Annotated in this window: 16 protein-coding genes; 6 read left to right on the top strand and 10 right to left on the bottom strand. The window is 56.7% G+C overall.

Features of this window, described 5'->3' with window-relative positions; genetic code table 11:
* Nucleotides 1–37 precede the first annotated feature (37 nt).
* The gene (locus AT6N2_RS10390) at nt 38–1,417 is read left to right on the top strand and encodes a bifunctional folylpolyglutamate synthase/dihydrofolate synthase (RefSeq protein ID WP_209086381.1); all 1,380 of its coding nucleotides are present in this window, start codon (nt 38–40) and stop codon (nt 1,415–1,417) included.
* 135 nt (nt 1,418–1,552) lie between these two features.
* Here the strand turns inward: AT6N2_RS10390 and gyrB are convergent, their stop codons facing one another.
* The 5 genes from gyrB to AT6N2_RS10415 form a co-directional block, all read right to left on the bottom strand.
* Nucleotides 1,553–3,988: a DNA topoisomerase (ATP-hydrolyzing) subunit B gene (gyrB, locus tag AT6N2_RS10395; protein WP_209086409.1), complete on the bottom strand. Its 2,436-nt coding sequence runs from the start codon at nt 3,986–3,988 to the stop codon at nt 1,553–1,555.
* Nucleotides 3,989–4,143: 155 nt separating this feature from the next.
* Complete coding sequence (locus AT6N2_RS10400) at nt 4,144–4,509, bottom strand: helix-turn-helix domain-containing protein (RefSeq protein WP_063951569.1); 366 nt, start codon at nt 4,507–4,509, stop codon at nt 4,144–4,146.
* Nucleotides 4,506–5,075, bottom strand: a complete 570-nt coding sequence (locus tag AT6N2_RS10405) for a Smr/MutS family protein (protein ID WP_063951568.1) — start codon at nt 5,073–5,075, stop codon at nt 4,506–4,508. Before AT6N2_RS10405 ends, AT6N2_RS10400 begins: the two co-directional genes overlap by 4 nt.
* Nucleotides 5,072–6,184, bottom strand: coding sequence for a murein transglycosylase A (gene mltA, locus AT6N2_RS10410; RefSeq protein WP_209086412.1), 1,113 nt, complete (start codon nt 6,182–6,184; stop codon nt 5,072–5,074). The genes AT6N2_RS10405 and mltA overlap by 4 nt, the downstream gene beginning before the upstream one ends.
* Entirely contained in the window at nt 6,181–6,879 is a 699-nt protein-coding gene (locus tag AT6N2_RS10415; protein ID WP_209086415.1) for a Tim44/TimA family putative adaptor protein, read from the bottom strand. The genes mltA and AT6N2_RS10415 overlap by 4 nt, the downstream gene beginning before the upstream one ends.
* 141 nt (nt 6,880–7,020) lie before the next feature.
* Here AT6N2_RS10415 and AT6N2_RS10420 point away from each other — a divergent pair, with 141 nt between their 5' ends.
* The gene (locus AT6N2_RS10420; protein WP_063951565.1) at nt 7,021–7,545 is read left to right on the top strand and encodes an FxsA family protein; all 525 of its coding nucleotides are present in this window, start codon (nt 7,021–7,023) and stop codon (nt 7,543–7,545) included.
* Between the two features lie 92 nt (nt 7,546–7,637).
* Nucleotides 7,638–8,120: a protein-export chaperone SecB gene (gene secB, locus AT6N2_RS10425; protein ID WP_209086431.1), complete on the top strand. Its 483-nt coding sequence runs from the start codon at nt 7,638–7,640 to the stop codon at nt 8,118–8,120.
* A 94-nt stretch (nt 8,121–8,214) separates the two neighbouring features.
* Here secB and dnaQ read toward each other — a convergent pair whose 3' ends face one another.
* From dnaQ to AT6N2_RS10450, 5 genes are read right to left on the bottom strand one after another with little or no spacing between them, the layout of a single operon-like run.
* Nucleotides 8,215–8,913, bottom strand: coding sequence for a DNA polymerase III subunit epsilon (gene dnaQ / locus AT6N2_RS10430; RefSeq protein ID WP_144578396.1), 699 nt, complete (start codon nt 8,911–8,913; stop codon nt 8,215–8,217).
* On the bottom strand, nt 8,906–9,514 hold the full coding sequence (coaE, locus tag AT6N2_RS10435; RefSeq protein ID WP_209086434.1) for a dephospho-CoA kinase: 609 nt from the start codon (nt 9,512–9,514) through the stop codon (nt 8,906–8,908). The genes dnaQ and coaE overlap by 8 nt, the downstream gene beginning before the upstream one ends.
* Nucleotides 9,514–10,374 (bottom strand): shikimate dehydrogenase, encoded by an 861-nt coding sequence (locus AT6N2_RS10440; RefSeq protein ID WP_209086437.1) that lies wholly within the window; start codon nt 10,372–10,374, stop codon nt 9,514–9,516. Before AT6N2_RS10440 ends, coaE begins: the two co-directional genes overlap by 1 nt.
* Nucleotides 10,367–10,966: a Maf-like protein gene (locus AT6N2_RS10445; protein WP_209086439.1), complete on the bottom strand. Its 600-nt coding sequence runs from the start codon at nt 10,964–10,966 to the stop codon at nt 10,367–10,369. The genes AT6N2_RS10440 and AT6N2_RS10445 overlap by 8 nt, the downstream gene beginning before the upstream one ends.
* A gap of 29 nt (nt 10,967–10,995) precedes the next feature.
* Nucleotides 10,996–11,817, bottom strand: a complete 822-nt coding sequence (locus tag AT6N2_RS10450; RefSeq protein ID WP_063951559.1) for a pyruvate, water dikinase regulatory protein — start codon at nt 11,815–11,817, stop codon at nt 10,996–10,998.
* A gap of 407 nt (nt 11,818–12,224) precedes the next feature.
* Between AT6N2_RS10450 and hemE the strand changes: the two genes are divergently transcribed.
* The 3 genes from hemE to rho all read left to right on the top strand — a co-directional run bounded on the left by hemE (nt 12,225) and on the right by rho (nt 15,253).
* Complete coding sequence (gene hemE / locus AT6N2_RS10455; RefSeq protein ID WP_209086442.1) at nt 12,225–13,259, top strand: uroporphyrinogen decarboxylase; 1,035 nt, start codon at nt 12,225–12,227, stop codon at nt 13,257–13,259.
* A complete protein-coding gene (gene hemJ, locus AT6N2_RS10460; protein WP_209086445.1) occupies nt 13,256–13,801 on the top strand; it encodes a protoporphyrinogen oxidase HemJ in 546 nt (181 codons plus the stop codon). Before hemE ends, hemJ begins: the two co-directional genes overlap by 4 nt.
* 186 nt (nt 13,802–13,987) lie before the next feature.
* Nucleotides 13,988–15,253, top strand: coding sequence for a transcription termination factor Rho (rho, locus tag AT6N2_RS10465; protein WP_004444236.1), 1,266 nt, complete (start codon nt 13,988–13,990; stop codon nt 15,251–15,253).
* Nucleotides 15,254–15,272 lie beyond the last annotated feature (19 nt).

Genomic DNA, 15,272 nt, shown 5'->3' on the forward strand with positions numbered 1-15,272 from the left:
ATATGTTGCCTGATTTCATTTCTTGAGGCGGCAGCAAATGGCAAGCGAAACGCCTGAAAGGCGAACAGAAGACATGACCAAGCCCGCGATTGGTGAGGCCGAAAAGATCATTGAAGAGCTGATGCAGCTCCACCCCAAGGGATTTGATCTTTCACTCGACAGAATTTCCCGTCTTCTCGAAAAACTCGGCAATCCGCAAAACAGAATGCCACCGGTGATCCATGTCGCCGGTACCAACGGCAAAGGCTCAGTGACGGCTTTCTGCCGCGCCTTGCTTGAAGCAGCGGGCCTCGCTGTACATGTCCATACGTCGCCGCATCTGGTGAATTGGCACGAGAGATATCGCCTCGGCGTTGCTGGAGAAAAGGGCCGCTATGTCAGGGACGAGGTGTTCGCGGATGCCTTGCGTCGTATCCGTGCTGCCAATGCCGGGCAGACAATAACTGTCTTCGAAATCCTGACGGCTGCGATGTTCGTGCTGTTTGCCGAGCATCCCGCCGATGCGGCCGTCGTCGAGGTTGGACTTGGTGGTCGCTTCGATGCAACCAATGTTATCAACCATCCAGCGGTGTCGGTCATCATGCCGATATCCCTCGATCATCAGGCCTATCTCGGTGACCGCGTGGAACTGATCGCCGCCGAAAAGGCAGGCATCATGAAGAAGGGGTCGCCCGTCGTCATCGGCCATCAGGAATATGATGCGGCACTCGAGACGCTGGTAACCACGGCCGAGCGGCTGGGATGCCCATTCACAGTGTACGGGCAAGATTTCTCCGCTCACGAAGAATTTGGACGGATGGTCTACCAGGATGAGTTCGGTCTGGTCGATGCGCCTCTGCCACGGCTTCCCGGCCGCCATCAGCTTGCCAATGCCGCAGCAGCGATCCGCGCGGTGAAGGCAGCGGGCTTCGAGGTCACTGAACGGATGATCGAGAAGGCCATGACATCGGTAGAGTGGCCCGGCCGGTTGCAGCGTATTCTGACCGGAAGAATCCACGATATCGCGCCGAGAGGCTCGGAAATCTGGATCGACGGCGGTCACAATCCCGGTGCGGGCGAAGTTATCGCTGAAGCGATGGCAGGGTTTGAAGAAAAGACGCCCCGTCCGCTGTTTATCATCGCAGGCATGATCAACACCAAGGATCCGGTCGGCTATTTCAAGGCCTTCGCAGATATTGCCGAATATGTGTTTACCGTTCCGATCAGCGGCACTGAAGCGGCCATCGATCCCGTCGTTCTCGCCCACGCAGCCTTTGATGCCGGTCTTGTGGCGGCACCCACATCCTCGCTAACGCATGCGCTGGAGGAACTGGCAGGACGCGTCGACCCCGAAGGCCCGCCGCCCCGCATCCTGATCGGCGGATCGCTTTATCTTGCCGGAAACGCGCTCTCCTTCAACGGAACGGTTCCTGAATAAAAAAGACAAACAAGGCCGGAACATCAAAACAATGTTTCGGCCTTTAATGTATAAGCCCGGCGGAAATTCACCGCCGGGCTTTTTTGCTAAGATTTCGTTTCACGTGAATCGCCCAGGCGGACTTTCCACTGAGGATCAAATATCCAGGTTGGCAACGCTCAACGCGTTTTCCTGAATAAAGTCACGGCGTGGCTCAACTTCATCGCCCATCAAACGCGCAAACAGGCCATCGGCATCCGTCGCATCGCTGACACGGACCTGCAAGAGCGATCTGACATTCGCGTCCAGCGTGGTTTCCCACAGCTGCTCGGCATTCATTTCACCAAGGCCCTTATAACGCTGCATGGAAAGACCCTTTCGGCCCGCGGCGAATATCGCATCCAGAAGCGCGCGCGGGCCGGCCAGTTCCATGGTGCCGTCTTTGCGCTGCAGGACGGGCGGTGTCGCATAAATTTCACGCGTGCGCGCGGCAAGCTGGTCGATATGACGGGCATCAGCAGAGCCGAGCAGACCCATATCGAGGGTAGAGACTTCCTTGACGCCGCGGACCATGCGCTCAAATCGCAAGCCGCCATCCTCAAGGACAGTACCAGCCCAGCCGCGCTCGGTTTCTTCCGCGATCATATCGAGCCGGCGCGCAACTTCGGCAACGGTCTCTGCCGCACGGGTCGGATCGGCCGAAAGCTCGGGGTTGAGCGCGCCGGCGATGGCGGCCTGTTCAACGATCGAGCGGCTATAACGGGAATGCAGCCCGTCGATCAGCGAGCGCATCCGCACCGCGTCCAGAATGACTTCTCGAAGATCGGCACCCACCCGCACCTCTCCGGTGCCAAGCGTCAACGATGCTTCCTCGATACCCATGGAAATCAGGTACTCTTCCAGAGCTTTTTCGTCCTTCAGGTACTGAACGGATTTACCGCGCGTCACCTTATAGAGCGGCGGCTGGGCGATATAGAGATGGCCGCGTTCGATCAGTTCCGGCATCTGGCGGAAGAAGAAGGTCAGCAGCAGCGTACGGATGTGGGCGCCGTCGACGTCAGCATCCGTCATGATAATGATCTTGTGATAGCGAAGCTTGTCGGCGTTGAACTCGTCCTTGCCGATGGAGGTGCCAAGCGCCGTAATCAGCGTGCCGATTTCCTGGCTGGAGAGCATCTTGTCGAAGCGGGCGCGTTCGACATTCAGGATCTTTCCGCGCAGCGGCAGGATGGCCTGCGTTTCACGCGAACGGCCCTGCTTGGCCGAGCCACCGGCAGAATCACCCTCAACGAGGAACAATTCGGATTTCGCCGGGTCGCGCTCCGAGCAATCAGCAAGCTTGCCGGGCAAAGAGGCAATATCGAGCGCGCCCTTGCGCCTGGTCAATTCGCGCGCCTTGCGGGCAGCTTCGCGGGCAACAGCCGCTTCAACCACCTTGCCGACAAGGATCCTTGCATCGGAAGGATGTTCTTCCAGCCAGGTGGAAAGCGCCTCGTTGACAAGGCTTTCGACGACAGGACGCACTTCAGAAGACACAAGCTTATCTTTTGTCTGCGAGGAAAACTTGGGGTCCGGAACCTTAACGGAAAGAATGGCCGTCAGACCTTCACGGCAGTCTTCGCCCTGCAGGCTGACCTTTTCCTTCTTCAGGATTCCCGAGGTTTCGGCATAGGACGTCACCTGGCGCGTCAGGGCGGCGCGGAAACCCGCCATATGGGTGCCACCATCGCGCTGCGGAATGTTGTTGGTGAAGCAAAGCACGTTCTCGTGGTAGCTGTCGTTCCACCAGAGGGCGACCTCAACCGTAATGCCATCCTTTTCACCTTTGATGGCGACTGGCTTATCAACCAGCGGCTTCTTGGCGCGGTCGAGATAACGGACGAAGGCTTCGAGACCGCCATCGTAAAGCAGTTCTTCCTGCTTAACATCCGAATGGCGTTTGTCGGTGAGCAGAATGCGGACGCCGGAATTCAGGAACGCGAGTTCGCGCAGACGATGCTCCAGCGTGCCATAATCATAATCGGTCATGGTGAAGGTTTCAGGGCTGGCAAGGAAGGTCACTTCCGTGCCGGAGCGGCCCTCATATTCGCCAATAACCGAAAGAGGCGCGTCGGCAACACCGTGCGTAAAGCCGATCTCGTGGACTTTGCCGTTTCGGCGGATGCGGAGTTTCAGCCAGACCGAAAGCGCGTTGACCACCGATACGCCCACGCCATGCAGGCCGCCAGACACCTTATAGGAGTTCTGATCGAACTTACCGCCCGCGTGCAGCTGCGTCATGATGACTTCGGCAGCCGAGACGCCTTCTGACGAGTGAATATCTGTCGGAATGCCGCGACCATTATCCGTGACGGTGACCGAACCATCGGCGTTCAGCGTCACTGTCACCAGGTCCGCATGGCCCGCCAGCGCTTCATCGATCGCGTTGTCGACGACTTCGTAAACCATGTGATGCAGGCCGGAACCGTCATCGGTATCGCCGATATACATGCCGGGCCGCTTGCGCACGGCATCAAGGCCTTTCAGGACCTTGATCGAATCGGCTCCATATTCCGCGTTCGCGCCGACTTCGCTTGACGATGTTTCGGTCATAAGTACTCTTTCCAAAGTTTCCTGGCCAGGTTTCCAGTGAGTGGGCCTGAAGCCAGCGAATCACTCAAATCCGACATGCGACTATAGAAATTCTACTCCCAAACCCAAAGGCCGCATGCTTCAGGATGCTCATAAAGCAGGGGATAGAGGGGGTTTCAATCGCAAGAACGGCTTTTTTGCAGCACGGCTGATAGTTCCTCTACCACACTCGGCGGCAGCTTGCGAATATCCCGCGCCAGACGGTTCGCAAAAGCCGTATATTGTGGTGGCAATCCGATGGTGTCGATCGTTACTTTCGGGTCCGATGATCCTGCGAGGAAGAACAGTTCCTCCGCCTCGTCCCAGATAATGTTGAAATAGCCTGCGATGCGCTGAAGCAGATCGAAACTGGGCCGTCCGCGCTTGCCATGTTCCAGCGCCGAGAGATAGGCGGGGGATACACCGATGGCGGCGGCCATCTGCTTCTGCGTTACGCCTTTTCGCTCCCGCAATTGTCGCACGGCTTCCGCGAAAGGCGTCATGATTTTTCGCTCCGCCGGCGCGATAACCGAACGTAAAGCGCGCCGTCACCGCCATGATTGGCGGACGCGTCTTCATAAGACGAAATAAGATGGCGGTATTCCGGCTTGGAGAACCACATCGGAACCGCCCGCTTCAAGGCCCCGTCGCTGCCGATGGAACGACCCTTGCCAGTGATGACGAGCACATGTCTTAAGCCCCGTTCATGCGCCCGCAGCAGAAAATCCAGGAGAACCGCATGCGCCTCGCTCTGGAACATCCCGTGCAGATCGATGCGTCCTTCCAGAGGCAGCCGCCCGCGCGTCAGTTTCCGTTTGACCGGCTTTTCCATCGGATGATGGATTTTGCCCTTTTTATCTTTTGTCAGTGGCGGTGGTTCGGCCGGTTCAACCAGCATGCGCGGAAAGCTGTCTTTCGCCGCCTGCAGCGGAGAAGGTTCAACAGCCGCTTCTTCTAAGTCATCGAAAGCCAGCAGATCTTCCAGTCTGCCGGAGATGGGCCGCGTGGTTTTGGCAACCTTTCCCCACAGTACTCTTTCTTCCCTGCCGAGCTTGCGACTGCCTTTCATGACCGATATCTCCCCGCAACGGCGCGTGGAAGCAATATATAAAAATCCGCCTCGTTGCGAACCGTGCCGGCAAGCTCGCCCGCCTCGAAACCGGAGCCCGTGAAAATGTCGCCGCGCGCGGGGCCGACGATTGCAGAACCCGTATCCAGCGCCAGCATCAGCCGCGCGAAAGGCTTGCCCCCATCCAGATGGGTCAGCGTTGGTGCATGGATGAAGAATGGCAGCCCAAACGTATGGATCAGCCTGTCCACCGCCAACGCACGCCCCGCAACGAGCGGCACTTTCGCCGCCGCGATTGGCCCCATATCCAGGCCCGTGACATCCGCTTCCCTGAAGAAAATGTAGGATCGGTTGTGCCACAGCACGCTGTCGACCTGATCTGGGTGATCGGCAAGCCATTTGCGGATTGTCTGCATTGAGATCGTTTTCGGATCCAGTTCACCCCGATCAAGCAGCAGCCGGCCTATCGGTGAGAACGGGTGGCCAGCCTTTGCCGCGTAGGTGACGCGCTTGACCGTACCATCTGGAAAAACGAGCCGCGCCGCCCCCTGTACATGCACGAAAAACAAATCGACCTTGGATTTCGCCCAGGCAATCTCAAGCCCCCTACCCTCGAGATAGCCTTCATCAATCGCGCGACGATCGGGAAAATAGGAGATGCCCGTGTCATCCCGTTTTCCGAAAGCATAATAGGGGTCGAAATCTGCGGGACGATTGGTGTCATCGACATCCACCAATTCCGGTGGCCTGCGATAGATCGGATAGCGCCAAAGGTCGTCCGCTTCAGCCGAGACCTCAAGTTCGGGTTCGTAAAAGGCGGTTACAAATCCGCGTTTTCCCTCTGCCGGCGAAATTCTGAAAGGGACGCAATTGGTCTCGAAGAAGGCCCGCGCCTGTTCGGGTGTCTGGATTTCCACGGACGCTGCGGCTTCCAGCAGCGTTACGAGCTCGGCGGCAGTTATGCCGAGTTCGCCTGTCTTGTATGGCTTGCCCTTACGAAGATGCGACAGGACGGCGGCCATGGGCGGAAAAAGTCTGGCGGGGTCGTCTTCCCGCCATCCTGGCAGATCGCCGAACGACACTTCCTCGATGGAAAAGGGCGTGCTCATTGCTCGGATTCAGTGGCGATCAGCTTCCAGTTCGGATCGCGTGAACGTATGTCGCGCGAGAAGGTCCAGATGTCGTCGACCTCCGCCACAGCATCCGGGTCACCGTCCACCAGCTTGCCATCCTTATCGTAGGTCGCCGAAATGAGCTGGCTGACGATCCTGAGCGTAATCTGCACTTCGGAATCGCGGACGCTCGCCTGTGTGATATCCGCTTTCTCGATGCCGACGAAGGTGGACTTCACCACCTCGCCACGGCTCTCGCGCTCTGCGATCGCTGCCTCGAAACCGTCGAACACTTCCTTGGACAGGAGGTTTTTGAGCGTTTTTCGGTCCCCGTCTGCAAAACCCATGACGATCATCTCGTAGGCCATGCGGGCACCGTTGAGGAACTCCTTCGGGCGGAAGGTCGGGTCCTTGGTCATCACGTCCCGCAGCGCGGCATTCAAAGGTGTATCGACGCGTGCGAGCGCATCCGCCTCGGCAAACCGGTTCTCTTCCTCGCTTTCGCCGCGCTTCGGTAGCGTCACGACCTTGTTATCGTCCGTGACGGGTCCCTTAGCCACGTCTCGCGGACTGTAGGGGTCGAATGGCGGCTTTTCATTGCCCGTGCGGCGGCCGAGGACACTGCGCAGCTGAAAGAAGATCAGCACCGCTGCAACGAGAAAAAACAATGTGATAAAGTCGCTAAAGCCCATGTTTTACCATTACCGCCATTTAAATTCGAATGTCACACCATCATATAGTCTGCATCTGATCATCATTCAAATATGCAGATTCAATCATCGGTGTCCCCGGGAACCGGCAATCTGCCAGAGATGCACACGCAAGGCTAGAAGATGCGTTTTTCCTTTCTCCCCATCGTCATCCTGATGATGCCAATCCTCGAAATTGCCGGCTTCATTGTCGTCGGCAAGGCTATCGGACTGTGGCTGACACTCGCGCTCGTTCTGTTCACATCCTTCCTCGGCCTGCTAATCCTTCGACTTGGCGGCATCGGGATGGTGAGAAATCTCCAGGATGCCGGTCGCACGGGCGCGCAGCCGGCGGATGAGCTGGTGAACGGCGCCATGCGTGTCGTTGCAGGCATCCTGCTATTTATTCCTGGCTTCATCACCGATATTCTTGGCCTGCTGCTTCTCTCGCCGGCCATTCGCCGTTTCATGTGGAAGGCTTTCGGGCCGCGCGTCGTTGTTGGGGGCTCCTTCCGCCAGTCGGGAAATTATTCGGGATATCAAACCAGCCCCGGCGCCCGCAGCGGTTCGAAAGTCGTTGATCTCGACGAAGAGGAATTTCACCGCGACGGCCCGAAGGACTCGCCTTGGTCAAGCCGACCCGATGATCGGGACCTCCCCAAACCCTGACCCAGCTGGACCGCGCGCGATCACGAAGGGTTGTAAGCCCGGGGTCGAAATGATAGACCGCCTTCCACGAAATCACGCCGCGAGGAACCGTAATGACCGCTGAAAATGGCGCACAGGGCGCAGCTAGCCCATCTCTGAATATTCTTGCCCAGTACATCAAGGATCTGTCCTTCGAAAATCCGGGCGCTCCCCGTTCGCTGCAGGCACGAGAAAATGCGCCGTCGATCAATATCAATGTGAACGTCAACGCCAATCCGATCTCCGGTTCGGACTTCGACGTCGTGCTGACGCTGAACGCTGAAGCAAAGGATGGCGACAAGGTTCTCTTCGCTGCCGAGCTGGTTTATGGCGGCGTGTTCCGCATCTCCGGTTTCCCGCAGGAGCACATGCTGCCGGTTCTCTTCATCGAGTGCCCGCGCCTGCTCTTCCCCTTTGCCCGCCAGATCATTGCCGACGTCACCCGCAATGGCGGCTTCCCGCCGCTGATGATCGATCCGATCGATTTTGCGCAGATGTTTGCCCAGCGCGTTGCCGAAGAACAGGCCAAGGCTCAGATTCAGGCTGTTCCAAACTGATCTGCAGCCAACGGCAAATTGCACGAAAAACAAAACCCGGGTTCTTCGCCCGGGTTTTTGTTTGGTCTTTGTTGGCGCTTCAGCCGAGCGATGATCAATTCTGATATCGGTTCCAGATCGCCTTGTCGCCCATGCCAAGGACGAGTTTACCGTGGGCCGCAATGGTTTCCGCATCCAGCCTTGGCGGCAGAGGCCGTGGCCTCTGCATCGGCTCAAACGCGACGTCCTCTTCGATGACGATCGTTTGCTCTTTGGCAGATGAGCCAAAACCGAGTGCGGTCTGACGACCGCCGATCATCTCAATATAAACTTCGGCGAGCAGTTCGGAGTCGAGGAGCGCGCCGTGCTTTGTGCGGTGTGAATTGTCGATGCCATACCGCCGGCAAAGTGCATCCAGCGAATTCGGTCCCATCGGGTGCTTGCGGCGGGCAAGCGACAGGGTGTCGGTCACCAACTCAGGTGAAACGGGCTCAATGCCCAGCCGCGCGAATTCCGCATTGATGAAACCCATATCGAAGGTCGCGTTATGGGCGACCCAGCGCGCGCCCTCAAAGAAGTCACGTATCTGGTCAACAACCTCGGCGAATTTCGGTTTGTCTTTCAGGAACTCGTCAGTGATGCCATGAACCGCAAGCGCATCTGGATGAACCTTGCGTTCTTCCGGATTGATATAGAGGTGCAGCGTACGCCCGGTCGGGAAGTGGTTGATCAGTTCAATCCCGCCAATTTCAATGACACGGTCCAGCTTGGATTCTAGCCCCGTGGTTTCCGTATCGAAAATGATCTCACGCATTCGTCTCTCCGCGGCGCGACTGAGCGGCCAATGTCTGCAATATCTCTCTTACCTGATCCCGCGCATTTTCGACACCACTTCCCGATTCCACGATGAAATCGGCGCGTCGCCGCTTTTCCTCATCGGGCATCTGGCGGGCGAGGATCATTGCGAATTTCTCTTCCGTCATGCCCGGGCGGGATAACACCCGCTCCCGCTGTACTTCAGGCAAACAGCTTACCACCACGACTTTATCGACCCTATTTTCCGCACCGGTTTCGAAGAGCAGTGGAATGTCGAGCAGCGCGAATTCTCGCCCTTCATTTTGTGCCGCGGCCAGAAAAGCTCGCTGCCTTTTTCGCACCAGCGGATGCACGATCTCCTCCAGCCTCTTAAAATTAGCCGGATTCTCTCGTAAGACTTCCCCGAGTTTCCCTCTGTCAACGACACCGGAAACAGTGGTTCCCGGAAAGGCCTCTTCGATCAGCGGGGCCGCTTCTTTACGGTAGAGCTCATGAACGACCGCATCGGAGTCAAGAACAGCCACACCCTCGGCAGCAAACAGGCGGGCGGTGGTGGTTTTTCCCATACCGATCGAGCCGGTGAGACCGATGACGATCATCAATGTCTCTCCATATCCGCAATGATCAGCGATCGCAGTGTCTCATCAACCTCAGGCATTTGGCCGAACCACGTCTTGAAACCGGGCTTTGCCTGGTGCAGCAACATGCCCAGACCGTCGACCGTTGCGATCCCCTGCTCCTGCGCCATTTCCAGAATCGGCGTGACGAGCGGAACATAGACGATATCGGTGACCACCGCGCCAGCGGCGAGCGGCGAAAAATCAAGACGTGGGACCTCCGTTCCGTCCATCCCCAAGGATGTCGTGTTTACAAACAGCCCTGCTCCTTGCATGACCTCGTGAAGCGCGGCCTGCGGGTGGGAGTGAACCCTCGGGCCGAAACGGTCGGCAAGTTCATGGGCTCTTTCGACAGTTCGGTTGAGGACGTGAATTTCAGCGATCCCCCGGTCACGCAGTGACTGGATAACCGCTCGGCTGGCACCACCGGCACCAAGAACGACCGCGCGCTCCGTCTTGTCCCAGCCGGGATGACGTTCATCGAGATTGGCGACAAAACCGTAACCATCCGTATTGGTGGCACACAGCCTGCCCTCCTCCATCCAGACCGTGTTGGCAGCGCCGAGTTCCCGCGCCAGTTCATCTGGTCTGTCGGCGAGCTGGCAAACTGCTTCCTTATGCGGAATGGTGACGTTTCCACCGACCGGTGCGCCGGGTCCACCGTGCTTCAGGGACATGATGAAGTTTCCGAAGTCGGCTGGCGCGACTTCGACAGCCTTATAGGAGCCAGTAATACCGAATGTTTTCAACCAGTGGGAATGGATGATAGGCGATCGGGAATGCTTAATCGGGTATCCGACGACGAAGGCATTTACGGTTAATGTTTCACGTGAATCAACCATCGATGACACCCAGATCGCGCAATTTTGTTAACACTGGTAAAAGCGGAAGGCCGAGGATCGTAAAGTAATCACCGTCGATTGAGGTGAATAGCTGGATTCCTTCTCCCTCCAGCTGGTATGCGCCCACGCTGCTCAAAGCGCGTTCACCCACCCGTTTCAGGTGTCGGGAGACAAATTCAGCGCTCAACTCGCGCACCTTCAACTCTGCGCTCGACACGGTCTCCCAGATCACTTCGCCATGCTGAACAAGAACGGCCGCGCTGTTAAGACGGTGAACCTGACCGGAGAGGGATAGTAGGTGCGCTTCAGCTTCCTTCATGGTTGCTGGCTTGTGATAAACGCGAGCGCCAAGGGACATGGTCTGATCGCACCCAAGCACCAGAGCCTGCGGATGAAGCGTACTTACGGACAGCGCCTTGGCCCTAGCAAGTTCAAGGGCTACCGTCTCAGGTCTCGCGCCCTCTCGCTCCAGCTTCTCATCCAAGGCGCGTTCATCAATATTCGCGGGGATCGCTGAAAATATCAGTCCGGCATTTCGCATCAACATCTGGCGCGATGCGCTGGATGAGGCGAGGATCAACTCTTGTGGCATGACTTCCGCTCCCGATGATGGGATTCGGATTATCGCGTCCTTGGGCGAAGGGCAAGGATTGCGGCCGCCGTTTCCTCTATCGAACGGCGCGTGACATCGATGAGCGGCCAATTGTTGCGTGCGCACAGCGCGCGTGCGTATTTGAGTTCTTCCATGATCGTGGCGCGATCGGTGTAGCGACCGCTGTCGAACCCGCCAGTTGTCCCCAGCTCCCGATTTCCACGCACCTGAGAAATGCGGTCCGACGTCGCTACTAGACCCACGATCAACGGTCGGGTGGCGGCATAAAGACTTTCTGGCAATGGCACATCGGGTACGACGGGAATGTTGGCCGTCTTTATACCCCTGTTGGCGAGATAGATACTCGTTGGCGTCTTCGACGTGCGGCTGATGCCGATAATGATGACATCGGCTTCATCGTAATTTTCCGGCATCTGTCCGTCATCATGGTCCATCGCGAAATTGAGCGCTTCGATACGGGCAAAATAATCGGCGTTCAGCGCATGCTGTGCGCCCACCCGGCGCCTGGATGGTGCCCCAAGATAACTCTGGAAGATGCCGATAATGGGTTCCAGTACGTTGACGCAGGGCACGCCGATCGCATGGCAACGCAAATCCAGAAACTCCGCCAGTTGCTGATCAACAATGGTGTAGAGAACGATGCCGGGTTCTTTGTCGATCAGATCGACCACCTGCGCGAGCTGTTTCTGATTGCGGATCATCGGGTAGACATGTTCCACCGGCATGGAAGCATGGAACTGGGCGGATACGGCGCGACCCGCCGACATCAGAGTCTCTCCTGTTGAGTCCGAAATCAAGTGCAGATGGAAGAAGCTTTTTTTGTTCTCCACGCTGTTTTTCTCCCGCTGTTGATAAACCGGGACAAATCCCTGAATCGTCCTGCGGGCCGAACCGCGACGTGAATAAGGTGGTGTTTTTCCACAATCCGCAAGTGGCTGCAATCGTTCTTGCCAAGCCTGTGAATTGTTGGAAGAACCGAAAACTGTCGGAAATTTTCCACAGGTCATTCACAGGTAGCGTCGGCAAGTGGATTTGATCAACTAACTGAAAATATTATGTTAAATCGCTTTTCACCATTAGGCCTGAAAGCGTGGCCGGATGTTCCTTGCACTTCTCTCATCAAATGGCGTCCTGCGGCATTTCAGCTGGAACGATATTAATCCTTGCTACTCACAGACTCTAAGAAATAGAAAATCTTTTAAATCTCTTTGATTTTATTTTTTGGAAGCTTGGTGCCATGAGTGAACGTAAGGTAATGACGGTGTTGAACGGTGAGACGGTCACGCCGCCACCTATATGGCTGATGCGCCAGGCTGGGCGGTATCTCCCGGAGTATCGTGAAACGCGCAAGACAGCGGGAAGTTTCCTCGACCTCTGTTATAACCCTGAACTGGCGACGGAAGTCACTCTTCAGCCGATACGCCGGTTCGGGTTGGATGCAGCCATTCTCTTCTCCGATATTCTTGTCATCCCCGACGCGCTGCATCGCAACGTTTCCTTCACTGAAGGCAGAGGGCCAGCGATGGACCCGATCGATGTCACCGGGATAGCCAGTCTCGATGCATCTGGCGTCATGACGCATCTGTCACCTGTCTTCGAAACGGTTTCACGATTACGCAACAGCTTGCCGGATGAAACCACTCTTCTCGGCTTCTGTGGCGCTCCCTGGACGGTCGCGACCTATATGATTGCTGGCCATGGCACGCCGGATCAGGCACCGGCGCGGCTCTTCGGTTATCAGGAGCGTGCCGCGATGGAAAAGCTGCTGTCGTTTCTGGCTGAGGTGTCTGCCGACTATCTCGTGGCGCAGATCGATGCGGGCGCTGATGCCGTGCAGATTTTCGATTCCTGGGCGGGCGTTCTCGGCGAAAAGGAATTTGAGGACTACGCGGTGAAGCCGGTTGCCCGGATTATCGCGTCCGTGCGTGCCCGCCGACCTAATGCGCGGATCATCGCTTTCGCCAAGGGCGCCGGTTACCTGCTGAAGGACTATCGCTCCAAGACAGGCGCTGATGCAATTGGGCTCGATTGGTCGGTTCCATTAAGCTTTGCAGCCGAGTTGCAGAAGGAAGGTCCTGTCCAGGGCAATCTGGACCCGATGCTGATGGTGGCGGGCGGAAAGGCTTTGCAGGATGGTATTGACGCCGTGCTGCAGGCACTGGGACAGGGCCCGCTGATTTTCAATCTCGGCCATGGCATTACGCCGCAGGCGGACCCGGAAAACGTGACGCGGCTGGTGCAGCGGGTGCGTGGCATTGGAGCTTCGGCATGAGCGCCGAAAAACAGACATCCACCCTTTCTGGAAAAAGGGCGGCCTTGCGTGCCGGCATCGCGCTTGGCGTCTTCCTGGCGTTCATAGCGTTGTTATTATACGCAGATCCGGCCGATCTTTATCTCTGGATCAAGGCGCTTCACATCATCGCCGTGATTTCTTGGATGGCAGCGATTTTTTATCTGCCGCGGCTTTTCATTTATCACACGGATGCGCCCGCGGGTTCGCAACAGTCCGAAACCTTCAAGGTGATGGAGCAGCGGCTGATCAGGGTCATCATGAACCCTGCGATGATGATATCCTGGGTTCTCGGTCTCTACCTCGCGTGGTCGGTCTACGGATTTTCCGGTGGCTGGCTGCATGCCAAGATCGGATTGGTCGTTCTATTGACCGGGACGCATGTGTATTTCACGCGGAGTGCAAAACGGTTTGCGCGGGATGAAAACACGAGACCTGCCCGTCACTGGCGGTTGATGAATGAAGTTCCGACCCTGCTGATGATCCTGATTGTCATACTTGTGGTTGTGAAACCTTTTGGTTAGGCCGGTCAGACGATAAATTTCGCGGAATTCGTGCTTTCCTCTTGCGGGGAACGTGTTCAATCGCTATTTTCAGCCCACTCATCTTCGTGGCATGTGAATTATTCAGTCATCTGCGGTCTTTCCCACAGCATCTGATTCGCGAACACGCCCTCCCCCGACATTACATTATCAAACGGTCTTCTCTTCATGGCTGAAATGAAGCTTCAGGAACTTAAGAGCAAATCGCCTACCGACTTGCTGACTTTTGCTGAATCCCTGGAAGTTGAAAATGCGAGCACTATGCGTAAGCAGGAGCTCATGTTCGCAATCCTCAAAGTTCTCGCGAGCCAGGACATAGAAATCATCGGCGAAGGCGTCGTTGAAGTTCTGCAGGACGGATTTGGCTTCCTGCGTTCCGCGAATGCAAACTATCTTCCTGGCCCGGACGATATTTATATCTCGCCCTCGCAGATTCGCCGCTTTTCGCTGAAAACCGGTGATACAGTCGAAGGGCCGATCCGTGGCCCGAAGGAAGGCGAGCGCTACTTCGCGCTTCTGAAGGTCAACACGATCAATTTCGATGACCCGGAAAAGATTCGCCACAAGGTTCACTTCGATAATCTGACACCGCTTTACCCTAATGAGCGCTTCAAGATGGAACTCGATGTTCCGACCTCGAAGGATCTGTCATCGCGTGTCATCGATCTCGTTGCGCCGCTCGGCAAGGGCCAGCGCGGACTGATCGTGGCGCCGCCGCGCACCGGTAAGACGGTCCTGCTGCAAAACATCGCCCATTCGATCACTGCAAATCATCCTGAATGTTATCTGATCGTTCTCCTGATCGATGAGCGCCCGGAAGAAGTGACCGACATGCAGCGCTCGGTAAAGGGTGAGGTTGTGTCCTCCACCTTTGACGAACCGGCAGTTCGGCACGTGCAGGTCGCTGAAATGGTCATCGAAAAGGCAAAGCGCCTGGTCGAACATGGCCGTGACGTGGTCATCCTGCTGGATTCCATCACGCGCCTTGGCCGCGCCTACAACACCGTCGTTCCCTCCTCTGGTAAGGTTCTGACCGGCGGTGTCGACGCCAACGCGCTGCAGCGTCCCAAGCGCTTCTTCGGTGCCGCGCGTAATATCGAAGAAGGTGGCTCGCTGACGATTATTGCGACGGCGCTGATCGATACCGGCAGCCGTATGGACGAAGTCATCTTCGAGGAATTCAAGGGAACGGGTAACTCGGAAATCGTGCTCGACCGCAAGGTCGCCGACAAACGTATCTTCCCAGCGCTGGATATCCTGAAGTCCGGTACGCGTAAGGAAGACCTTCTTGTGCCGCGGCAGGATCTTCAAAAGATTTTCGTTCTGCGTCGTATTCTTGCGCCGATGGGCACGATGGATGCCATCGAGTTCCTGATCGACAAGCTGAAGCAAACCAAGAACAATTCCGATTTCTTCGAGTCAATGAACACCTGATCCGGAGTTTAGCCGGATT

The organism is Agrobacterium tumefaciens (assembly GCF_017726655.1).
Lineage (GTDB): Bacteria > Pseudomonadota > Alphaproteobacteria > Rhizobiales > Rhizobiaceae > Agrobacterium > Agrobacterium tumefaciens_B.